16 protein-coding genes and 1 other RNA gene are annotated in these 23,524 nt (G+C 32.8%); 11 read left to right on the top strand and 6 right to left on the bottom strand.

Annotated elements, in window-relative coordinates; genetic code table 11:
• Positions 1-131: 131 nt before the first annotated feature.
• The 3 genes from ACRBBL_RS23540 to ACRBBL_RS23530 all read right to left on the bottom strand — a co-directional run bounded on the left by ACRBBL_RS23540 (position 132) and on the right by ACRBBL_RS23530 (position 4,102).
• Positions 132-1,415: a sensor histidine kinase gene (locus ACRBBL_RS23540; RefSeq protein WP_431371551.1), complete on the bottom strand. Its 1,284-nt coding sequence runs from the start codon at positions 1,413-1,415 to the stop codon at positions 132-134.
• 30 nt (positions 1,416-1,445) lie between these two features.
• On the bottom strand, positions 1,446-2,741 hold the full coding sequence (locus ACRBBL_RS23535) for a sensor histidine kinase (protein ID WP_431371550.1): 1,296 nt from the start codon (positions 2,739-2,741) through the stop codon (positions 1,446-1,448).
• Between the two features lie 146 nt (positions 2,742-2,887).
• Positions 2,888-4,102 carry a leucine-rich repeat domain-containing protein gene (locus ACRBBL_RS23530; RefSeq protein WP_431371549.1) on the bottom strand — a complete coding sequence of 405 codons (1,215 nt, stop codon included), beginning with the start codon at positions 4,100-4,102 and terminating at the stop codon, positions 2,888-2,890.
• A 182-nt stretch (positions 4,103-4,284) separates the two neighbouring features.
• Between ACRBBL_RS23530 and ACRBBL_RS23525 the strand changes: the two genes are divergently transcribed.
• The 7 genes from ACRBBL_RS23525 (at position 4,285) to ACRBBL_RS23495 (ending at position 11,137) form a co-directional block, all read left to right on the top strand.
• Complete coding sequence (locus tag ACRBBL_RS23525; RefSeq protein WP_431371548.1) at positions 4,285-4,902, top strand: hypothetical protein; 618 nt, start codon at positions 4,285-4,287, stop codon at positions 4,900-4,902.
• A 2-nt stretch (positions 4,903-4,904) separates the two neighbouring features.
• Positions 4,905-5,201: a winged helix-turn-helix domain-containing protein gene (locus tag ACRBBL_RS23520; protein WP_431371547.1), complete on the top strand. Its 297-nt coding sequence runs from the start codon at positions 4,905-4,907 to the stop codon at positions 5,199-5,201.
• A 124-nt stretch (positions 5,202-5,325) separates the two neighbouring features.
• Positions 5,326-6,708: a cell envelope integrity protein CreD gene (gene creD / locus ACRBBL_RS23515; protein WP_431371546.1), complete on the top strand. Its 1,383-nt coding sequence runs from the start codon at positions 5,326-5,328 to the stop codon at positions 6,706-6,708.
• A gap of 108 nt (positions 6,709-6,816) precedes the next feature.
• Entirely contained in the window at positions 6,817-7,248 is a 432-nt protein-coding gene (locus tag ACRBBL_RS23510) for a hypothetical protein (RefSeq protein ID WP_431371545.1), read from the top strand.
• Positions 7,249-7,318: 70 nt separating this feature from the next.
• On the top strand, positions 7,319-7,828 hold the full coding sequence (gene xrtK, locus ACRBBL_RS23505; RefSeq protein ID WP_431371544.1) for an exosortase K: 510 nt from the start codon (positions 7,319-7,321) through the stop codon (positions 7,826-7,828).
• A complete protein-coding gene (locus ACRBBL_RS23500) occupies positions 7,806-10,481 on the top strand; it encodes an MSEP-CTERM sorting domain-containing protein (protein WP_431371543.1) in 2,676 nt (891 codons plus the stop codon). The genes xrtK and ACRBBL_RS23500 overlap by 23 nt, the downstream gene beginning before the upstream one ends.
• 107 nt (positions 10,482-10,588) lie before the next feature.
• Positions 10,589-11,137, top strand: coding sequence for a DUF1361 domain-containing protein (locus ACRBBL_RS23495; protein WP_431371542.1), 549 nt, complete (start codon positions 10,589-10,591; stop codon positions 11,135-11,137).
• 37 nt (positions 11,138-11,174) lie between these two features.
• On the opposite strand, the gene ACRBBL_RS23490 is transcribed toward ACRBBL_RS23495, so the two are convergent.
• From ACRBBL_RS23490 to ACRBBL_RS23480, 3 genes are all read right to left on the bottom strand, one after another.
• On the bottom strand, positions 11,175-14,429 hold the full coding sequence (locus ACRBBL_RS23490; protein WP_431371541.1) for a Calx-beta domain-containing protein: 3,255 nt from the start codon (positions 14,427-14,429) through the stop codon (positions 11,175-11,177).
• A 253-nt stretch (positions 14,430-14,682) separates the two neighbouring features.
• Positions 14,683-17,628 carry a Calx-beta domain-containing protein gene (locus ACRBBL_RS23485; protein ID WP_431371540.1) on the bottom strand — a complete coding sequence of 982 codons (2,946 nt, stop codon included), beginning with the start codon at positions 17,626-17,628 and terminating at the stop codon, positions 14,683-14,685.
• A 77-nt stretch (positions 17,629-17,705) separates the two neighbouring features.
• Positions 17,706-18,911: an NAD(P)-dependent oxidoreductase gene (locus tag ACRBBL_RS23480; protein ID WP_431371539.1), complete on the bottom strand. Its 1,206-nt coding sequence runs from the start codon at positions 18,909-18,911 to the stop codon at positions 17,706-17,708.
• A 228-nt stretch (positions 18,912-19,139) separates the two neighbouring features.
• On the opposite strand from ACRBBL_RS23480, the gene ACRBBL_RS23475 reads away from it, so the two are divergent.
• From ACRBBL_RS23475 to ACRBBL_RS23460, 4 genes are all read left to right on the top strand, one after another.
• Positions 19,140-19,298, top strand: a complete 159-nt coding sequence (locus ACRBBL_RS23475) for a hypothetical protein (RefSeq protein WP_431371538.1) — start codon at positions 19,140-19,142, stop codon at positions 19,296-19,298.
• A gap of 162 nt (positions 19,299-19,460) precedes the next feature.
• Positions 19,461-19,858, top strand: a transfer-messenger RNA (tmRNA) gene (gene ssrA / locus ACRBBL_RS23470).
• A 200-nt stretch (positions 19,859-20,058) separates the two neighbouring features.
• A complete protein-coding gene (locus tag ACRBBL_RS23465) occupies positions 20,059-21,888 on the top strand; it encodes a tetratricopeptide repeat-containing sensor histidine kinase (RefSeq protein WP_431371537.1) in 1,830 nt (609 codons plus the stop codon).
• A gap of 11 nt (positions 21,889-21,899) precedes the next feature.
• The coding region (locus tag ACRBBL_RS23460; RefSeq protein WP_431371536.1) for a tetratricopeptide repeat protein at positions 21,900-23,524 on the top strand (1,625 nt) is incomplete at its 3' end.

Below are 23,524 nucleotides of genomic sequence, written 5' to 3'. Positions count from 1 at the left end.
AAAAAGTTGGCATTTACAAAAATTGGAAAAGAATATATTGCTAAAGTTCCATTTAACCGAACTAAAAAAGATTTTTTAGGTATTTACTTAGATAACAAAGCTATATTAAAATTTCGAGTGATTCCTACACGTTAATAATTTTTTGGCACTGTAAATTTAAAAGTTGCGCCTTTCCCTTCACTGCTTTCTATAGAAATTCTCCCTTCATTTCGTTCAATGATTTTTTTCACCAAAGCCAATCCTATTCCTATGGCTTCTCCATCTGCATCTACTTGTAGTTTTTGAAAAAGTTCGAATATTTTTGCATGGTATTTTGATGAAATTCCAGGTCCGTTATCTGTAATAGAAAAAATATGATCGTGTTTACCAACTTCATAATTAATGGTAATTTCTATTTTTTCTTTGTCATTATGCTTGATGGCATTTTGTAATAAATTAAGAAACACTTGTTGCATTTGTGATTCATTACATAAAATTCTTGGTAATTTTTTTTCAAGTGAAATTGAAATATTTTCTACCGATAAGCCATTAATGATTCGCTTTACGAGCGTATGCACATTTACTTCTTTCTTAGCTTGATTGGGTTCTGCTTGAAGCGAATAATTTAAAATACCTTCTACCAGTAAATCCATTTGCGTAACCTGACTTTTAATTTGCTGCAAACTTTTTACTGCATCCGCATTCAACTGATCATCTTCATCTTCAGAAAGCCAATCTGTCAAGGTGTAAATATTTCGCAATGGTCGTTTTAAATCGTGTGAAACTACATAAGCAAACTCTTCTAAATCTTTATTTTTGTCTAATAACTCTTTTGCTCGAATTTCTAAATCGAGTGTGCGTTGTTTTACAGTATCTTCAAGGTTTTCATTGAGTGTTTCCGCATTTTTACGGTACCTAATAAATATATTCATCATCCAAAAAGAGCAAATAAATATAGCCGTTGTAGAAAGTAATATTGCAGTTTCAGAAATCGTATCTAAAGTAGCTAAAGACGTAACAAATGCCAAATGTATGGCCTCAGATGCACTATAAATTAAGACCAAAATTCGATTACTCAACAACAATACGGAGCCAAAAATAAAAACATAGGTAATGAGTAAAGTATCAAGCGAAAAATTATTTAAAAAGGTTGTATATGTTAGATAATGTTGAAAAGTTATTGTTACCGCAAAGACAAACCAACCATAGTGTTTTAAAATAAATTTTGACCTTAGGCTTGGTAAAATTCCAATAATTAAAAAGAGTAATGCAAAAACAATATTGCCATAAAAAGGCAAAATAAGTTCTGGATTATAGTATTTCATAATCTCCAGATACACAAACGTACTCGGTGCGCCAAGACATAGTATTATGTAGCTGTTCTTTATTTCAAAAGGCTCTAACGCTCCAAGATTTTTAAATACGTTTGTTGTCATTGTAAAATTATGGTCTCCTTTTAAAAAGAATCAATTTTCAGCTTCCGCTGGAATTGTGATTATAAATGTGGCTCCTTTGCCTATATCACTTTTTACAGCAATTGTACCGCCGTTACGTTCAATGATTTTCTTTACCAAAGCTAGTCCAATTCCTATTGAATCTATTTCTGATTTGACTTCAAGTTTTTGAAATAACTCAAAGATTTTTTTATGATATTTTTCTTCTATTCCTGGTCCGTTATCTTGTATTGAAAATTGATGTCCTTCTGCTATTTGTTCATATTTAATATGAATTTCCACCAATTCTTTGTCATTGTGTTTGATGGCGTTTTGAATTAGATTTTGAAAGACTTGCAATAATTGTGATTCATTAAAAGTAACTTTTGGTAGTTTGTTATGTAAATGAATTTTTACAGTTTCACTAGAATTGACATTAATAAGTCTGGTAACTAATAACTGTGCATCTACATTACTTACTTGTCGTTCTTTATCCATTTGCAGCGAGTAATTCAGAATACCTTCTACCAATAAATCCATTTGTGTTACTTGCTCCTTAATAAGTCGTAAACTTTGGTTGGCTTCTTTGTTAAATTGATATTCTTTTTCATCCGTAAGCCAATCTGTCAAGGTATAAATATTTCGCAACGGACGCTTTAAATCGTGTGAAACTACATAAGCAAACTCTTCTAAATCTTTATTTTTACGAAGCAATTCTTTAGCTCGTGTTTCTAAATCTTCTGTACGCTGCTTAATGCGTTCTTCCAGCTCTACATTTACTGCTTCTAATTTTTTTCTGTAACGAATCAATCCATTCATCACCAAAAAAGAAAAGACAAAAATAGTGCTCATCGATACTAGAATTGCACTTTCTGACATGCTATCTAGGTTGGAATGATAAACTCGATAGGATAGATGAATTAACTGTGAAGCACTAAAAATAATAACCAGCAAACGATTGCTCAATAATAAAACGGCTCCAAAAATAAACACATACGTTACTAGTAAATAATCTAACGAAAAGTCATTTAAAGCAGTAGTATAAGTAAGGTAATATTGAAACAGCATTAGGCTTACAAACGTAATCCAGCCGTAAATTTCATCAAGAAATGCATTTTTGAAGTATGGAATAATCCCTACTATAACAAACCAAGAAGTAAATACTATTTCTCCATGATATGGTACAATTAAACTAGGATTGTAATACAGCATAATGAGCACATAGATGTAAGTACTAGGTCCTGCAAGTAGAAATGTGATACCGCTGTTTTTTATTTCAAAACGTTCAAGTCGCCCAATATCTTTGAGATATTTTAAAAGTTTTGCCAACTAATTAATTTTAGGTTAAGTTTTTAAAGTTATGGAAATGATTTCAAATATTATTCATTATGAGTAAATTATATAATTCTGAAAACATTTTTAAAGAAAATTCTCTTGTTGAATTCAGAAAAAAGAAGGATTCAACTGGAAAGTTATTAAAAATTACAAGATTCGCTAACTGCTACATTGTCTTTGTTATATTCTTTTAGCTCCTTTTTAATTTTTTCTATTTCAGATGCATCTGTGCACACATATTTTAAATCAGGAAGATTATATAAAATATTAGCATAACTGGAAAAACGAGAATCATCATAGTTTTTTAAATTTAGCGTAACAATAGGATTGCGCTTAATCTTTATGGAACGTAAATAAGAACATTTAGAGACATCTAAAGCTGTAAGTTGATTTTCATCACACTCTAATTGCTCTAAATATTTATTGGACAATTCTAATTTTGTTAATTTATTTCTTCCGCATTTCAATATTTCTAAATTAAGTGCATTAGATATGTCTAATTTATCTATTTGATTTGATCCACACTTTAAAATTCTCAAACTCTCTAAATCACTCAAATCTAGCGCGCGTAACTGGTTTGTATAACATATTAACGATTCTAAATTGATCAGATTGGAAACCTTCAAGCTTTGTAGATCATTAAAAGTACAATCGATCAGTACCATTTGAACCAAATTTGAAAAATCTAAGGAAGTAATTTTATTGGATCTACAATTAAACTCAATCAAATTAGATAATTTACCGACATCTAATTGCGTAAGTTTATTTTGAGCACAGTTTAGATCTACTACATCTGTCAATTTGTTTACATTTAAAGATGTTAAATCATTAGCAGCACAATCTAAGTATTCAAGTTTTCCTGCATTAGGTAACGTGAGAGAAGTTAACTTGTTCCCTGAGCAATCCAATGATAAAAGGCTTTCTGATTTTGAAACATCCAACATTTTTAGATTGTTATAGCTACACTCTAAAATCACTAAGTTTTTTAAGTTAGAGACATCTAAAGAAGTTAATTTATTCCCTAAACAATACAATTCTTTAAGGTGTACAAGTTTACTTATGTTTAGAGAAGTCAAATCATTTCGCATGCAGCTTAATGACATTAAATTTTTAAAATGCTCAATACCTTTTAGCGATTTAATATTTTCTTCAAATAATTCTAAACTTCCTACCTTTTCTGCTTCACTTATTTGAATTTTACCATCGTTATTCGCATCAATTTTCAAAGAACTTCCGTGCAAATCTTTTACATTATAATCATCTAGCAAAGCTTTTTTAAAATTGGCATCAGGTATATTGATGGTTTGCGCAGTTAATGTACTCGCAAATAACAAGAATAAAATATAGTATTTCATAATGGTAATTTTCTCGGTTTATTTTGAAAATGTCTGTAATTCTATGAACGATTAAAACTAAAATAATCTCACATAGCATCAAAGCACAAGGTAATATTTATATGAATTTTAAAGCAAAAGCATTTTTTTTCTTGTGCAATCGACATTTTTTATTTTACTTTGTATTTCAAAGTACTTTTAAAATGACATCATCAGACTATCTAAAAGACATTAAAGAGATTAAGAATCTCATGAATAAATCATCTCGGTTTATTTCATTAAGCGGACTCTCCGGAATCATGGCAGGAATTTATGCCTTAATTGGCGCTTGGTTTGCTCGCCAAGAATTGATTGCGGTTTATGATAAAAACGCATATCATTACACAAACAGTATTACCATGAAACTGTTACTAATAGCTGCCGTAGTATTATTTTTGGCAGTAGTTACAGGCATTATTTTAACACAACGAAAAGCTCGAAAAAATGGTGAGAAAATGTTTGACAAAGCAGCACTTAAATTACTCATCAACTTTTTAATTCCGTTAGCTACTGGAGGAATTTTCACCTTAATTTTAATACAAAAAGGCATTATAGGATTGGTAGCGCCAACTACACTAATTTTTTATGGTTTGGCATGTGTCAATGCTAGTAAATATACGTTTGGACATGTAAAATTTTTAGGATATGCCAATATTATTCTTGGACTCATTTCTACACAATATGTCGGATATGGTTTGTATTTTTGGGCAATTGGTTTTGGTATTTTTCATATCATTTATGGCGGATTGATGTATATTCTTTTAGAACGAACAGCAAAGTAATTGTGAGTATTATAAATAACATAAATAAAGCATTTGATCATCGAATTCGTTTGGGCATTATGTCTATACTGATGGTAAACGAATACGCCGATTTTAAAATGCTGAAAGAACTGCTTTCGGTCACCGATGGCAACTTGGCAAGTCACACCAAAGCACTTGAAAAAGTAGACTATATTAAGGTAGAGAAACAGTTTATTGGGCGAAAGCCAAATACACGTTACAGTGCTACAAAATTAGGGAAACTTGAATTTAAAAAACATATTGAAGCCTTGGAACAATTGATTAGAAAGAGCGAATAATTATATCATGAACAACAAATTTTACATACAATACTAATATACGTTAGGCTTCACTCCTAACACCTTGAAACTTTTTTTTTATCTATTTACTTTGAATTTCAAAGTACTTTTAAAACTAACAAAAATGGAAATACATCAAACAGAAACAAACAACAAAAAGCTGTTGACTTGGTTTAAATCTTCTATCACAGCAAAATTCGTAATTACAGGCGCATTGACTTTATTACTTATGATTCCGCTTTCGCTGATTCAAGATTTGATTAAAGAACGTGAAACGCGACAACAAGACGTAGTAAGCGAGTTGAACGACAAATGGGGAAATGAAATTCTCCTGTACGGACCTATTTTAAAAGTTCCGTATAAGACGTATCAAGAAAGTGTGATTTTTAATGAAGTTACACAACAAACTGAAAAGAAGCAATCTACACAATTAAAGTATGCGTACTTTTTTCCTAAGACATTGGATATTAATGCAGATGTAAAAACAACACTTAAGAAACGAAACAACTACGAAACGACTGTTTTTGCAGCAGACATTGCAACTTCTGGAAGCTTTGAAATTCCCGATTTTTCTTCGAAATCAATTGCAGCTGAAGACATTGTTTGGGAAAAAGCTACGTTGGAGATTAAGACGACCAATTTGAAAGGTTTGAAAAGTGAAGTAAAATTAAATTTAAACGGAAATACATATAATTTTGAAACCAAAGCAAATGGCAATTCACAATTAGATGCTTTAGAAAGTTCGTTTATAGCACTCGAAGATCTTCCTAATACAACAACGCGTTCTTTTGATTTTAAGCTTGCGTATAATGGTAGCAAAAGCATTCGATTTATTCCGATTGGAAAACTGACAAATGTGCAAATGACTTCCGATTGGAAACATCCAAAACACACAGGAAGTTTTATTACACAAAGCAAACGCACTACCGAAAATGGCGGTTTTGAAGCCAATTGGAAACTTTTACACACCAATCGTTCATTTTCGCAACAGTATTTTAGAGTGCTTCCTAATTTGAATCAGTATGCTTTTGGAACCGATTTTATTATTCCGCTTGACGAATATCAACAGAGTGAACGCGCAGCAAAATATGGCTTTTTAGTCATTGGACTGACCTTTTTAGTCTTCTTCTTAATTCAGACACTGAGCAAAATTTCTATTCATCCGTTTCAGTATTTAATGATCGGAATTGCATTGATTATGTTTTATACTTTACTGATTTCTATTTCTGAACACAGTAGTTTCTTTAAAGCATATCTCATTGCCGGAACTGCCGTTATTGTGATGATTACACTCTATTCAAAATCCATCTTAAAAAACTTAAAATTCCCTGTATTAATTGGTACTACATTGACTGCATTGTACAGTTTTATTTTTGTGATTATTCAGATGGAAAACTATGCATTGCTCGTAGGAAGTATTGGGTTGTTTATCATTCTCGGAATTGTCATGTATGTATCTCGAAAAATTGATTGGGGCTTCGACTCCGCTCAGCCTGTTGTTGGTTAATCAGGTTTTGGGTATTGGGTATTGGGTCTCAAACCAAGCTAACACCTAACACCTAACACCTAACACCTAACACCTAACACCTAACACCTAACAAAAAAAGTTAGTTTGATGAGAAAACGATTCCCGCTTTTTGGAATTGGAGGACTGAAAAGTTCGGGTTTCGTTTTCAACTTCAATTTCAATTTCAACTTCAACTTCAAATTCAAATTCAATTTCAATTTCAATTCAATGAATATTCCTTTTATATATAATTTACTAAAAGCAGCTAAAATTACTGCAATTCTCAGTTTTTTGGGTGGCACTTTTTTACTCATGGCGTATTTCTACAATGCAGGTTCAATGGCTATTTTGAACTTAGGTATTTATTATGCATTGCTTGCCATATTGATTAATAGTATTTTGGTTTTTACACTTTATATCACACTAGTACATAGCAAAGTGAAACAGAAAAAGATTCTACGATTGTTGATTTTAATGATTATCAATGTTCCTATTGGTTTATGCTACGTAGGTGCAATTATAAGTTATCATCTTCCATAACGAGATTTCGATACTCATGGAAATGATTATATAAAAGCAACATCAAATAAAAAACAATACATATAAACACATGAAAAAAATAACGCTCAAATTAGGCTTTTCAATCGGGCTTATTCTTGTCTTAAAAGCTTTGTATAGTGTTGCATCTTTAGCAATGCTAAAATGGTTTTTATATCCAATGATTCCAATAATTGAATTGTTTACAAATCATTCTTTTCAATGGATTGATGCGCTTGGCTTTAGTTCACCAACAGGAATTATTATTGAAAAATCGTGTGCAGGCGGCAATTTCTTTATCATCTGTTTTGCATTGTTATGTTTTAAACTGTTGAAATTCCAAGGAATTACAAAGAGTTTTTTACACATCATTTTCTTAGGAGTTTGCAGTTATTTCATTATGATTATTGCCAATACAGCACGCATTATTAGCGCCATAAAGTTAGCCGATTGGGAATGGACACATGCATTGATAGATCCAAAAACGGCGCATTTAGCACTTGGAAGCATCTTATACATTTTCATATTACTTTTTATAAATCACTTCATCTCATCAAAATATGTTACCGTTCAAACTACATAAAACTTTTCGTTATTTTCTTTCCTTAATTCTTCCACAGTTATTCTTAGGTTGGTTGTTTTACAATGCGTTCAATTCGCCCGAAGGAAATCTTTTTGACTTTACATCAATTGCTACTTACTGGGGAGTTTTAATTCTTCTTTTTTCTGTGTTGATAGTACTTGAAGTGAATCAACTTAGTAAAGCATGGATACTTCCCGTTGCTATTATTTTATGTTATACTGTTTTCCTTTTTACTTTGTATGAATTGAGAATATTCAATCAAATACCACTAATAAGATCGTCTGGTATTAATTATGAAATTATTCCGCTATACTTGACAATTCCTGCGATGTTTCATGCTATTGTAGATCTTATTTTTAAATATTTTCGACCTAATGGCAGCAAAGCAGAAAACATTCAAAACTTTGCCTTATCCGTCATAATTCCTTTGTTTTTATACATTATAGGAACGATACTTATTCCTATGTTTCGCGGTTCTGAAGGTGGTTTTTTACGCTTGGATATATTTATAATGAAAGTAGCACTTTGCATAGCTATTACCACTTTTCTGTTTTTCTTTTTTCGTTTTATTTTAGGGAATCTTGTTGGAAAAAATCTAACAAAATATAGTCCGTTGTTATTAATAGTTTTTGGATTTGTCTTTCCGTATATAGGATTGGTGTTAAGTTTACAATTCAAATATTTCGGAAGTTTCAATTATCCGCTTATTTACATTGCTATTGCTGTAAATGCTATTGGTTTAGGATTGTTATTGAATACGGATACTTTTCTAAAACTGATTGGTTTTTTACTAGCTTCCATTGGTTTGCCGGTTGTTATTTACTTCTTTATTGTTTTTTTACCATACATACCATTGTCTTTTGTGGCATTGCTTTTTTTAGGCGCAGGATTGCTACTATTAACGCCAATTGTTTTGATGATATTACAGTATCAAATTATGTCGAGACAATTTCCAATCGTCTGTCAAAAATATGGCAAAAAGAAATTGATTACTTGGAGTTTTATTTGCATATCAATTCTTCCAATATGCTTTGTAGGTTTTTGTATAGATCATAGAAATTACCTCAACGAAATTATTGCAGAAACCGATCAATTTGACGCTTCCGACAGAAGTTATAAAGATTATGATGTTGAAAAACTACAGTATATTTTAGAACAAATGCCAAAAGAAAAGAGCAAGTTTTCTGTAATACAGAGTAAAAATAAATTGCCGTTACTTTCTATTCTTTACGATTGGTATGTGTTTGATAATTTACAAGTTTCCACAAAAAAAAGAACAGAGATAAAACACTTGTTTTTTGGGCAAAAGTTATTTGATTGGAACAATTACAATCCGCCGTTAAAAGCAAATTCAACATTGACATATACCTACAACACCGAATATGTTGCCAAAGATGATTTTTACAAAACACAAGTCGATTTAGCCATTACCAACTTAGATGATCGTGGTATGCTTGAGTTTCAAAGCGAATTTACCTTGCCAAAAGATGTGTTTATTACCGATTATTATTTAGACATTGAAGGGCGAAGAACCTACGGAATTTTAGCCGAAAAGAAAGCTGCCAATTGGATTTATAATCGAATTACAGCAAGACTTCTAGATCCTGGTATTTTACAGTATTTATATGATGGTGTACTTTCTTTGAAAATTTTCCCTTTCGGGAAGAAGGAAACACGCACTTCAGGATTTACATTGTACCACAGAACACCTGTACATTTTTCAATTAACGATACGCCTATTGCTATTGACGTAAAACCATTAGCACAGAATATTGTGGAATTAAGCGAAAACTCTTTTTATATTCCAACTGCTGCAAAGAAGAATTTATCGAAAGCATCGGCGCCTGTAGATTATTATTTTGTAGTTGATAATACGACTATCGGAGCTGAGTTTCGAAAACAGTTTGAAGAGGATTTTAGAGGACTATCACCAGAAAATCAAAAGAAAGTCAATGTTTTATATGTAGATGTTGCTATAAATTGGGGAACGCCTACACGTGCAAAAGAGAGTGCATTTAATTATCAAAAGGCAATCAAGCAAATTCAATATTTACATCGCGATCAAAAGCGCATTCCGTATGTTATAGTGTATGCGCCGTATGAAAATCGATTTAACGGAAAATTTTTATCATTAGAGTTAGAAAAAGCATTTTCTTATGATAACTTGGTAGAATGTTCGCATTGGAATAAAAAATTACCTGAAACGATAGAGCTATTAGCTTTTCCAAAAAATGAAGAAACGTATTTTATTCGCAATGACGGTCAACCTTCCTTAATTAGCTTGGATAAAACTGCTACGCTAGATCGTGATTTTTCTGGAAATCCGTTTTTAAATGCATTGCAATTGCGATTGTTTCATGATTTGAACGACTTGAATCCGAAACGTAAAAAAGACCATTGGATACGTGCATTACGCGAAAGTTTTTCTCAAAATATTTTGACACATAGTACTACATTTATCTCTTTAGAAACCAAAGAACAAGAAGCGCGTTTAAGAAATCTGCAAAAAGATATTATGGAGAAAGATTATACTGAGAAAGCAGGCACAGAAACACGTCGCATGAGCGAACCGTATTTTTGGGTATTACTCCTTTTCATCTCTTACATGCTAAGAAGGCAATTTTATAAGTCAAAACATAATTTAAAAGTATGAATTCAAATTCTTTTCAACTACATCGCATCACATTTTTGAGTTGTGCTTTTTGTACAGTATTGCTAATTTTCAGGTTTTATATAGCTCATAATCTGGATTATTTGTTTATGGTTTGGAATTTATTTTTAGCCATTATTCCATATGCGCTTTCTTCATGGCTTTTGCAAACTCATTGGATAAAAAAGCAGGGATTTCCGCTGTTGTTAGTTTTAGGATTCTGGTTATTGTTTTTGCCAAATGCACCGTATTTGATTACCGATTTAATTCATTTACGAAATACAGCAACATCGATACTTTGGTTAGATCTTTTTATGTTATTTACTTTCGCTTGGACAGGTTTACTTTTAGGAGCTATTTCTATGCATCAGGTATTTTGTGTATTGACAGAAAAGTGGAATGTAACTGTGGCTAAACGCATATTATTTATGATTGTATTTTTATGTGGATTTGGAATATACTTGGGTAGATTTCAACGTTGGAATTCATGGGAATTATTCAGCGATCCAATTATTCTATTTAAAGATTGTTTGCGTTGTATTTCGCATCCAGAATACAGAATACGCACTTGGGGAACTACCATAGGTTTTGGAAGTTTACTTTGGATTTCATTTTTAACTATACAAACATTTTTATCTATAAAAAAAGCATCTCGTTAGTGAGATGCTTTTCATGCTTATATTTTTATTTAATTTTTTAACAATCTGGATCAATAAAAAGAATAATGTCACCTACTGTAAAACAACCTGTTGTTGGGTTTTCTACACGAACAAATATTGTTTGTTGACTGGTTACTATGTTTGTGTACGTCGTTGGAATAGGATTTACGTTACTGCTTGCATCTTGAGCCGTTTCATGATACGTTACAATTACTCCTGATTGTCCTTGTACTACTTGTGCTTCTAACTGTGAAAGGTCAAAAGTTCCAAAACCGTCTCCATCACCATCACATTCTGTCATTGTTACACCAATAACTTCTGCTGGTTCAAAATTTAGTATACAGTTTAATGTAGATACTTGTAAGGCTCCTGTAGCATTATTTGAAATTCTCACATAAACAATTGCGCTATCAAATAATTGATACGGAGAACTTATAGCTCCGACATTAGCTTGTGCATCTGCTTCAGTTAAATGGTAACTTATGACTGCATTAGAATCGCCACTAGCATAATAAACATCCATGTTGTTCAAATCTAATAAAGCACCATTTGTAGGACTTGCGCAGATTTCAATTTCACCTGTTGTTGGGTAACTTGCGGCATCATTATCTACTATTGTAATAAGGCCTTCATTTAGTTGATTTGAAACATTTTCAGAAAAACCTGAACCAATTACCAAGAATACCTCATTAGATTCATTATCTGCATCATCAATTATAGGAACAATTACAGTTCCTGACATTTGACCTGCAGGAATGGTTAGTGTTTGTACCGTTGTCGTATAATCCATTGGTTGTGTAGCGGTTTCATCTGTTGTAGATATACTAATTACAGTATCAATCGACGCTGGATTATCTATTGTTACAGGAACGGAAACGGTTCCTGCATTTTCATCAACAGTTACACTTCCAATACTGAACGTATTTGTTATTTCATTGTCTACAATAATTACTGCTGCTGAGATCGTTACTCCAGGTGGATTTAATACGTTTCCTGAAACAACATCTGCAGATACCGTAAATTCTTCTGTTTGTTCATAGTTAGAATCATCTAAGATTGGTACTGTAAAATCAACTGATAATTGACCTGCTGGAATTGTTAATGATTGTACCGTTGCAGTATAGTCTAAATTTTGCGAAGCACTTCCGTTAGAAGTAGAAACATTAATTACTGTATCTATATCACTAGGAACATCTAGCGTTACAGGAACTGTAGCTGTTCCATCTCCTTCATTAACCGTTACATCATTGATACTTAAAGTTGCTACTGGTAGCGGATTTGGATCGTTTGGATCGTTTGGATTACTAGTTCCGCTTGGTACTAAGTTTGTATTTGGATCGTCAATTCCTGTGGTTTCCTCACAATCAGTAAGACCATCATTATCTGAATCTTCAGAAGTCCAATATAAAAACACCTGTCCAATTGCTGTTTGATTTGAAGTATTGTTTGTAGCTACTACATAAATATTTTGTGTGTTAGTACTTAAATCAGCAATAGATACTCCGAAAGGAGAACTTAACGGACTTGATTCTGCTAGCGCATCTGCTTCTGTTAGATAGAACGCATACGTATGTAAATCGTTTCCTTCTGAAGCTGCAACTGCATCTAAATCGAATTGTACAGGATCGCAACCTGTTCCTGCTACTTCTGTTGAAAATACCATTACATCTTCAGTATCTAAATAATCAGGTGTTCCATCTCCATCACTATCGTCATTCGTAGGATCATTGTCTCCATCATAATCTTCATCTGCTGTATCTACTCCATCACCATCATCGTCTGCATCTTGGTAATTTGGAATTCCATCATCATCCGTATCGTCATTCGTAAGGTCATTATCACCGTTTAGATCTTCAAACGTATCAAATACGCCATCTCCATCTGTGTCTTCAAATCCTGTACATGAACTTAAAGCGCCTAAATCGATCGTTTCACTTCCGTCTAAAGTTCCTGTGATAATTTCAGTAACCTGATTATTGATTACATCTACACCTTTTAATGAATATTCTAACGTATCACAATACGAAATTGTATAGCTAATTGCTCCATCTGTTACAGGAATAATTTCAGAGTTTCCATCAATAAATAATTGAACATATCCATCAGTTATATTATCGCCATCACAGTTTACAAATGTTCCTTCGAGTGTAGTTGTATTTTGATTTCCTGTTACCGTAACTGTAACTGTTGAATCTGTTGAAAAAGGACCAACTGTAGTTGAGAATGGTTCTCCTGGACATAATGGATTTGGAACTGTTACTGTTAATTCTTCATCTGCTGGAACAAAACCACATTCTACTCCTAAATAGTTTGTATATCCGTACGTTCCTGTAGCGTTTAATAATGAAGAGTATATATCTAATTCCGAATATGCTAATGGTCTTCCACCTTCATCTACTAATTCTATACATAAATAGATTGATGGAAATGGAAAGTCATAATTCCAAAATGAAAAGTGACTTACTTCTCCAACATACATATTTCCTTGTAAGGTTGCTTCTCCTTCTTCTATCCAATATCCTGCTTCTTCATCAAAGTGCCATAAAGGAATTGTTGCTGGCGGATTGACTGAGTTTGCTGGTACTGGCATTGTTATTTGTGACGTACTTCCTTCAGATAGTTGCAATGCTTCTCCAGAACTACTTTTCAGTTCTACTGCAATCATTCCATACGTTTCTAAAGCTACAGCATCTCCACTGCCATCTTGTGCATATAACATTCCTGGCATCATTGCCTCCATGTTTTCGTCTTCTGGACTTAGGTGTTTTAAAACGACATCTACTTGTCCATTGTAAGGCGTTCCGTCTTCGCGAGTGTAGTTTCCGCTAAAAGATACTTCTGTACCATTCGTAAGATTTACCATTGCAGTTTCTCCAGAAGCAATTGTTGCAATAACATCTTCTTTTAATAACATGATTTCTACACGATTTACCTCTGTAGTTGAAGGCGACAAGGCTCTAGAACCTTTTATATATCCTGTTTTTTCTGCATTGATATATGCAAATTTTTCAAATACTTCGGAACTTGAAGCTGAAAACATACCGAATAAATCAGTAGTTGTTACAGTGGTTCCAATTCGGATGGTAACTCCTTGAATTGGATTGTTGTCTTCATCAACAATGCGCCCTAAAAAACGTGCGGTTACTGTTGATCCAAAGTTTTCTTCAAAGTTGATTGGTGTTTCTGGTTGCTCTTCTTCTGCAACTTGCTGTGGTATTACATTGTCGTCATTTTCGCATGAAAACGTACAAAACAATAGTAGACAGCATAGGAATACTAGTGATTTCTTCATCGGTTTTGATTAGTTTATTTACTAAGATAACAACTATAGCATAAGTTTTCCTACTAAACAACTATTTATTTCCCTCTTAATTAGGTATGTGATAGATTGTTTTTCCGTTTTTGTAATCTTATTTCTGTAAGTTTTCTGCCGTTTTAAAACATGTTTTTTTATAAATTCATTCATGAATATTTACTAAAAAAGCTGTCTGAAAAAATTTTCAGACAGCTTTTGCTTGATTTTAATTTTGACTTATGATATTCAATTAACAGTCTGGATCAACAATCAAATCAATGCTTCCCGTTGCAAAACAATCGGAATTTAGACTTTCTATTCTATAATATATTGTTTCTGGATTTATACTATTTTCATACGTACTTGGTATAGGGTTCGTATTATTATCTGCATCTGCCTGCGTTTGGTGATATGTAATTACAAAATCCTGATCTGCTTGCGTTTGTAAAATTTGCGCATCTAAATCTTGAAGGTTAAATAATGTGATGCCGTCTCCATTTCCGTCGCATCCTGTTAAACTAAGTCCAGAAACAGCTAATGGTGTTGGATATACTACACATACTAATGTCGATATTTGAATTTCTCCTGTTGGCGAAACAATACGAACAAATAATGTAATAGTACTCACAGCATCTACAATAAATGGAGATACTAATGCATTCATATTAGCATCTGCATCGACTTGCGTTAAATGATATGTTACTGTAGTTGTGCCTGGTACTTCACCTTCCATGAAATACGCATCCATAGAATTTAAGTCAAATTCTCCTACTCCATTTGGATTGCTACAAACCTCTATAGTTCCTGATGTTGGGTATGATGTTCCTCCATCATTACCTTCTATGTTTATGAATGATTCTATTGTTGGATTGGTAACCGCTCCCGAAGTTACTGTTGAAATAATAACAATAACTTCATTGGCTTCTGGATCTGTATCATCAACTATGCTTATTTCTACTGGATATCCTGCAGTTAGTTGTCCTGCTAGAATTGTGATAGTTTCATTTACTGGTAAATAATCATCTGGACTCACTGCGCTTCCATTAGAAGAAACTATATTAATTACTGTATTTTGACTGCTTGTTTGGCTTAACGATACTGGAATCATAATGGTTCCTGCACTTTCTGAAACTGAAAAACTATCTACAATTAATGTTGTATCTGGTTGTACATTTGGATCGTTTGGATCATTTGGATCACTTGTTCCATTTGGAACTAAAGGTGTTCCTGGAATATCTACACCTGTTGTTTCTTCACAATCGGTTAGTCCGTCTTGGTCCGTATCTAAATAATCATAGTATAAATAGAGCATCGCTATAGCAGATTGACCTGTTATTGTACTTGTTCCTTTTATAAAGATCATTTCTGGACTTGTAAGTACACTAGCTAAAGGAACTTCATACGTTGGCGTTGTAATTGGGTTTGATCCAGAAGTAGCATCCGCTTCATTTTCATAAAATACATACGTCATATTCGCTGTTCCTGATCCACTGAAATATTCTGTTATAATATTGTCTAGATCAAATACTAAAGGATCGCAACTAGTTCCAGCAACCTCTGTACTATATACAACAACATCTTGTGCATCTAAGTAATTTGGAATTTGATCTCCGTCAGTATCATCATTCGTTGGGTCATTGTCGCCGTCATAATCTTCATCAGCAGTATTGATTCCATCTCCGTCATCGTCTTCATCTAAGTAGTTTGGTATTCCATCATCATCCGTATCATCATTTGTAAGGTCATTGTCACCATTTAAATCTTCAAACGAATCAAAAATACCATCGCCGTCTGAGTCTACAAATCCTGTACATGAACTTAATGTTCCTAAATCTACTGTTGCATCTCCGTTAAGCGTTCCCGTTGTAATAGCAGTAACTTGATTGTTTGCTACATCTATTCCTTTTATAGAATAGTCTAAGGTTCCACAATATGATACTGTATAACTAATTGTTCCATCTGATACAGGAATAATTTCTGATGTTCCGTTGATGTATAATTGCATATATCCATCCGTAACATTATCACCATCACAGGTAACAAATGTTCCAGTTATCGTTGAGGTATTTTGATTTTGTGAATTTACAGTTACTACGACCGTAGTATCAGAAGTAAAAGGTCCTATTATTGTTGTAAACGGATCATTAACACATGAAACTCCTGGTACAATTACTGTCAATTCTTCTCCCGAAGGAACTAATCCGCATTCAACTCCATTTCCATTTGTATATCCGTACGTTCCTGTTGAGTTGAGTAATGAAGAATATAAGTCTAACGGTGCATATGGCATTGGGTTTCCGTCTTCATCTTGCAGTTCTATACACAAATATATTGATGGATACGGATAGTCATAATTCCAAAATGAAAAGTGACTTACATCTCCAACATACATATTTCCTTGTAAGGTAGCTTCTCCTTCTTCTATCCAATATCCTTCTGTTTCATCAAAATGCCATAAAGGAATTGTTGCTGGCGGATTTGTAGTATTTGCAGCTAAAGGCATTGAGATTTGAGAAGTACTTCCTTCCGCTAATTGTAATTCTTGATCTGCTCCGCTTCTAAGTTCAACAGCTAACATTCCATACGTTTCTAAAGCAACTGCATCGCCACTTGCGTCTTGAGCAAATAACATACCTGGCATCATTGCATCCATATTTTCATCGTCTGGACTTAGATGTTTTAATATTACTTTTACATCACCACTATACGATGAACCATCTGTGTTTATGAAGTTTCCATCAAATGTAACTTCTGTTCCGTTTGGTAGATTTACGGTAGCTTCCTGTTCTGTATTGATTGTTGCTATAACGTCTTCTTTCAATAGCATAATCTCTACTCGATTCACTTCAGTAGCAGAAGGCGCCATAGCTCTTGAACCATTGATGTATCCGTCTTTTTCTGCTGTTATGTATGCAAATTTCTCATAAGCATTTGCGTTTGAGACAGAGAATATTCCAAAAATGTCTGTTGTGGTAATCGTATTTCCAACACGAATAGTTGCACCTTGAATTGGTTCGTTTTGTTCGTTTACAACACGTCCTAAGAAACGTGCATTGATGGAAGTTCCAAAGTTTTCTTCGAAATTGATATTTACTTGTGGATCTTCATTTGGTAATGTTGTAGCATTGTCATCATTCTCGCAAGAGAAGAAACTGAAAGCTACTACACAAAGTACTATTGAAAGTATTTTTTTCATGAGTTATCGGTTTTGGTTGTCTTTGTTATTAAAACAACCAAACCTTAAAAACTCATACAAATTATTTTTATTTGGTCTTACTTGCCGTCTACATAATCTTGCAAATATGCATACCGATCTGTAAGTTTTCCGTCATTAGTTGTCATTCGTGCTCTTGCCAATACACCATCTTTATCTCCGTTATAAAAAGCAGGAATTACGTGCTGTAAAAACATGTCTCCAAAACCTTCACTAGCGTCTTTTGGCAATTCGCATGGTAAGTTATCTACAGCCATTACTGTAATGGCATTTTTGGCATTAAAAGCTACTTCTTTTTCTGTTTGCGCATCATATCCATAAAAAGGATCGGCTATTGTTGAAGGGCGAATGGTACTTGCTACAGGACCATCAATATCACACGAAATATCGGCTACTAAGTTGATTTTAAATTCTGGATGTTTGGCATCTTCTCTAGTAAATAAGAACGGCGCGCCATCTCCATAAAAATGTCCTGCAATAAAGAAATCCGTTACTTTTGCATACGGCATAAAGTTACTTTCATAGCCGCTTGGATCTTTATAAAATTCATACTTATCTCCTACTTTTCCATCTACACGTTTGCTATATTCCATAACATCTATCATACAGTATACAGGTTCTGTAAAGTTTGATGTAAGGTATAACGCATCACTAATTTCTTTGATTCCTAAATGATCTAAAATTTCTTTGGCTCCATAGGCTACTTTTCCTGTTCCTGAGAGTGCAATTTTAATATTTGGAAGTGTTATTTTATCCAATTCTCTTTTAACAGCATCTAAATCGGCAAGTGTTTCTACTTTTGGCAGATTGAATAATTCCTCGCGTAATCCTAAAGCACGAAAACCGTTGTATGCACCAACCAAACCTGCGTAACGTCCAAAACCGATCAGACGTCCACCATTTTCTTTCGTGATGACTTCATGATCGTACATTTCAATGTTTTTTGCCAACATTGCTTGTAGTAACTTACGATTGTAGGGTTGTTTTTTGATCGTATGTGAAAAGAAAAAATACTTTTTGTTAGGAATTAAATGATCGAGAGGTACTTCTTTTACTCCAATCATAACATCAGAATCTGACACATCATTTAAAACTTCAAATCCCTTTTCCGCATAAGCGTCATCTTGAAACACGCGAATATCTGAAGATTCTACTTTAAAAGTAGCTTCAGAAAATTGTGCATTCGCTTCTGCTAATTTTTCTGGAGAGAATACCACACGTCTGTCTGGCGGATTTTTACGTTCTTTTATGATGGCGAATTTCATATATTTTTTTCCTTATTAATTTTTTTCGAAGATATTAGATTTTGAAAGTTTTTACAACTCATTTTTAATCTGATTGAAAGTTTATTTTTTGTGGATGGTTTGCATTGTTTAAAATAGATTAAGTTTTGGAGCATAGAAGCTTAAAAAAATGTTAACTACGGATAAACCTTACTTAACATTTACTGCTTGTTAATAGCTTTAGATATATTAATCTTAAAAAAAGTTATTATGTTAAAAAATCTTTCAGAATTAGAAGGTGTAAAATTATTAAGTAAAAAAGCACAAAAGCAAACAAACGGAGGTTTTGGCGGCGGTGGATGGCCAATTTGCGATTACTTTTGTGACAACCCGACGCCTTCTGTTCCATGTATTTGCCTTTTTCCATAAGACGATACAACCACATTAATTTACACAAACTAGTGTCAGAATGACATAATATATCATCATAAAGTGTGTTTTGCATGCTTTTTGATGATTATTTATTGTAAGATTGATAAGAATTCCTAAATTCGCAATCCTTTTTACAAAGTAAAAGTTCTTAAACATATTGGGGTCGACTGGTTTTGACAGCGAGTCGAATTGAAGTGTAAGCACGTCGAGCGCTGAGAAATAGCTCGTAAATCTCATATTTCAAACTTTTTAAATGGCGAAAATAACTACGCTTTAGCTGCATAATCTGAATTATAGTAAGATTAGCCTCAGTTTCCGTTAGACGGAAAAGCTGAATGTCTCCTGGTAGCCCTTGTTGATGGCGACCAATTTAGAGACACCATAAAAATCAACATCGAGACTACGTAACTTCGCCGTAGTTTTTACAACTAAGAAGATAAGCTAATAGTGGGCGGTTTTTGGTCAGCTACTAGTCGAAAATTAAACAAGAACTAAGCGTGTAGAAAGCATTTTAATTGCTTGTTTGGACGAGAGTTCGATTCTCTCCGACTCCACTAAGTAATTTCTTTATTAAAAAATCCTGACAGCAATGTTGGGATTTTTTTGTTATGAATTTATACGTACCACTACGTATACTATCCGTATTGCTACTTATTGAAATAATTTTCATTTGATTTTATCTTGCAATCACATATAAAAATTATCACCTTAAGATTTCGTATTTTTAGTAAATCTTTGATCTAACCTCTACTAAATTATGGCAAAAAAAATAATCCCCTCACTTCTTCTTTTCATTTGTCTTGGCACCATGTTGTCTTTTGCGCAACAAGAAAAAGATACTGTAATTCTCAATTTAGAAAAAGAACTAAAAGAAGCTAAAATAGATACTGTAAAAGCCGATATTTTATTCAATATAGGTTCACGTCTATTTGGAAGGGATAATCCACGCGCTAAAAATCTCTTAAACGAAGCCGTAGATTTATTGCCTGAAGCATCTCTAAATAATAGCTTGCGAGGTCAAATTTACCAATACCTTGCCGCTATTAATAATGATCAAGGAAATTATCCTATTGCCATGACTCAGTTTATAAAAGCAAAAGAGCAATTTGATATTACAAACGATTCTCTTAGAATTGCTAACCTACATCACAATATGGCTATTCTTCATAATTTTCAAGGGAATTTTGAACGTGCCAAAGAAAATTTATTCAAAGCGATTCATATCAATACGATCTACAAAGACACACTTAGTCTTGCTCATAATTATTCTACCTTAGGTGAAGATTATGGGATCACAAAAAAGCCCGATTCGGCGCTCTTTTATTTTGATAAATCTAAAAAATTATTCACTGCATTAAACGATCAAAGTGGATTAAACAATCTAAAAGCACAATTAGCTAAATTCTATTTGGGATTAGGAGATTATAAAAAAAGTATCACTTTATTTAAAGAATGTGTTGATTTTGGTGTCAAAAATGAGATTCCTATTTATCAAATTATCTATTCCAATAAATTAGCTTGGGCATACAAAGAAGCCAAGGATTACAAAAACGCATTAAAATACTGTAAACAATCTTTAGATTTAGCATTAAAAGATAATCATAGACAATGGATATTTAATGGATATTTACAAAAAAGCGAAATTGAAGAAGCTATAGGGAATTATAAAGATGCGTATGCTAGTGCCAAACTTCATAAAATATATTCTGATTCTATATATAATAAAAAAAACATCCGTAAAATAAAGGGACTTGAACTTACGTACGCCTTTAAAAAACAGAAATTAAAAGATAGTTTGCTCTTTGCTAAAGAAAAAGAATTTGCTGAAGTCAAGATTGAAAATCTATCCATAAAAAATAAAGTAAAAAATCAATGGTTACTCTTCGGAGGATTGGGACTATTAGCACTGTTTTCTATCATTTATCTAGTTCGTTCACGTAAATTTGTCATTTCGAAACAGGAACTTCAAGAGCAATTCTCTCATGATTTAATCAAAGGACAAGAAGAAGAACGTTCGCGATTAGCAAGAGAATTGCATGATAGTGTTGGACAAAAATTGATGCTACTTTCCAAACAAACCAAGAAATTAGAAAATCCGAATATGGAAAATTTGGCAAGTTCAACCTTAGAAGAAGTCCGCACCATTTCACGTGGTTTGCATCCTTCCAATTTAGAACGTTTGGGACTTACCGAAGCCGTGAATGCCTTGGTATATGACATTAACGCAAATACAGACTTGTTTTTTACGGAAGAAATTGATAATATAGACAATACACTTTCAAAAGAAACAGAACTCCATCTATACCGAATTATTCAAGAAAGTTTGAGTAATGTTGTAAAGCATTCAGAGGCGAAAGCTGTGAAAATGGAGATTCAAAAAAAGGAAAACAGCATTGATGTACTGGTTAGTGATAATGGTAAAGGTTTTGATATTGAATCAAAATATAAAAATATGAGTTTGGGCTTAAAAACTCTGTTTGAACGTGCCAGAATTATAAATACCAATATGAATTTAGAAAGTATTTTGGGAGAAGGAACTGTAATTACATTGAGTGTTCCATATAAAAGTAACACGTTAAATGTATAAAAAATGGCATCATGAAAAACTTTGTAGTACATCTTATAGGAATACTTTTTTTGAATATATCATTTGCTCAAAGTGACAGCCTTAAACTTGAAAACTTATATGAGAATGGAATCAAATATTTATCTATTAAACCTAATGCATCGCAATCAAGTTTTACAAAAGCATTAGATGTCGTTAATACTATTTTAAATAAGAAACCCGCTAATTCGTACTTCTTACTAAAAAAGGCATCCATTTTACAGCATTTATGTGAACAATATAGGCTAGATAAAGAGTATACATCGAGTTTAAAAGCCATACAAGAAAGCTTACGAATACGAGAAATTTTAAAAGATTCAAGTTCATTAACAACTACCTATAACCTATTTGGAAGGTTGTTTCAAAGTAAGCGAGATAGTTTGAAAGCTAAAAAATATTATGACAAAGTGAAAGCTTTGTTAGCTACATATCCAAATGATAAAGAAAAAGTAAACTTACTTAATAATTATAGTAGTTTTTATGTTGTTTATGTAGATAATGAGTTATCCAAACTATATGCAGAACAAGCGTTCTCATATGCAGATTCAATTCATTACCTGAAAGGTAAAGCAAATGCCTTAGCTTTTTTGGCACGCTATGAAAGAGCTAAAAAGAATTACAAAAAGTCTTTAAGCTATTCATTAAAGAATTTGGAGATTTCCAGCTTAATAAATGATAAAATAGGCATAGAAAGGAGTTATAAAAATTCTGGGTATGTGTATAGAAAATTAGGTAATCCAAAAACTGCAATTCATTATTATAAAAAGTCTTTGGATTTATTACAGGAAATGGAAACAACAGGTAAGTTAGCTAATAGATATTTGGCTTTAAGTAACGCTTATAGTGATTTAAAACAGCATGAAACTGCCTTCTCATATTATAGGTTATATAAACGACAGCAAATAAAAGATTTAAATGTAAAGAGTATCCGAGAATTTGCAGAATTAGATATCAAGTATCAATATAAAAAAGAAAAATTAAAGGATAGTTTATTATTTGTACAAGAAAAAAAGCTCTCTGAAGCAAAAATAGAAGCTTTATATACACAAAATAGAATAAAAAAATATTGGCTGTTTTTTGGTGGAATAGGTTTATTGGCGCTATTTCTAATTATTTATTTAATGCGTGCTCGAAAATTTGCTATTTTAAAACAAGCACTGCAAGAACAGTTTTCACAAAAGCTTATCAATCAACAGGAAAAAGAACGCTCACGGGTGGCAAGAGAGTTACACGATAGTGTTGGACAAAAATTAATGCTATTAAGCAAAACCACTAAAAACTTAGGCGATGAAAATGCAGAACAACTCGCAAGTTCAACCTTAGAAGAAGTCCGCACCATTTCAAGAGGTTTGCATCCTTCCAATTTAGAACGCTTAGGATTAACAACAGCAATAAATGCGTTGGTATACGATATTAACGCAAATACAGACTTATTTTTTACGGAAGAAATTGATAATATTGATAATTTGCTATCTCAAGAAGCAGAATTACATATATACCGAATCATTCAAGAAAGTTTGAGTAATATAGTAAAGCATTCTGAAGCAAAAGCTGTAAAGATGGAGATTCAAAAAAAGGAAAACAGCATTGATGTACTCGTTAGTGATAATGGAAAAGG

The organism is Kordia sp., from assembly GCF_050633145.1.
Lineage (GTDB): Bacteria > Bacteroidota > Bacteroidia > Flavobacteriales > Flavobacteriaceae > Kordia.
This window is presented reverse-complemented; position numbering and strand designations above follow the sequence as displayed.

Coding starts and splice junctions, on each gene's coding strand:
- ACRBBL_RS23540 (WP_431371551.1), bottom strand. CDS start 1,415: ATGACAACAAACGTATTTAAAAATCTTGGAGCGTTAGAGCCTTTTGAA.
- ACRBBL_RS23530 (WP_431371549.1), bottom strand. CDS start 4,102: ATGAAATACTATATTTTATTCTTGTTATTTGCGAGTACATTAACTGCG.
- ACRBBL_RS23525 (WP_431371548.1), top strand. CDS start 4,285: ATGACATCATCAGACTATCTAAAAGACATTAAAGAGATTAAGAATCTC.
- creD (WP_431371546.1), top strand. CDS start 5,326: ATGGAAATACATCAAACAGAAACAAACAACAAAAAGCTGTTGACTTGG.
- ACRBBL_RS23510 (WP_431371545.1), top strand. CDS start 6,817: ATGAGAAAACGATTCCCGCTTTTTGGAATTGGAGGACTGAAAAGTTCG.
- xrtK (WP_431371544.1), top strand. CDS start 7,319: ATGAAAAAAATAACGCTCAAATTAGGCTTTTCAATCGGGCTTATTCTT.
- ACRBBL_RS23500 (WP_431371543.1), top strand. CDS start 7,806: ATGTTACCGTTCAAACTACATAAAACTTTTCGTTATTTTCTTTCCTTA.
- ACRBBL_RS23495 (WP_431371542.1), top strand. CDS start 10,589: ATGGTTTGGAATTTATTTTTAGCCATTATTCCATATGCGCTTTCTTCA.
- ACRBBL_RS23490 (WP_431371541.1), bottom strand. CDS start 14,429: ATGAAGAAATCACTAGTATTCCTATGCTGTCTACTATTGTTTTGTACG.
- ACRBBL_RS23485 (WP_431371540.1), bottom strand. CDS start 17,628: ATGAAAAAAATACTTTCAATAGTACTTTGTGTAGTAGCTTTCAGTTTC.
- ACRBBL_RS23480 (WP_431371539.1), bottom strand. CDS start 18,911: ATGAAATTCGCCATCATAAAAGAACGTAAAAATCCGCCAGACAGACGT.
- ACRBBL_RS23475 (WP_431371538.1), top strand. CDS start 19,140: ATGTTAAAAAATCTTTCAGAATTAGAAGGTGTAAAATTATTAAGTAAA.
- ACRBBL_RS23465 (WP_431371537.1), top strand. CDS start 20,059: ATGGCAAAAAAAATAATCCCCTCACTTCTTCTTTTCATTTGTCTTGGC.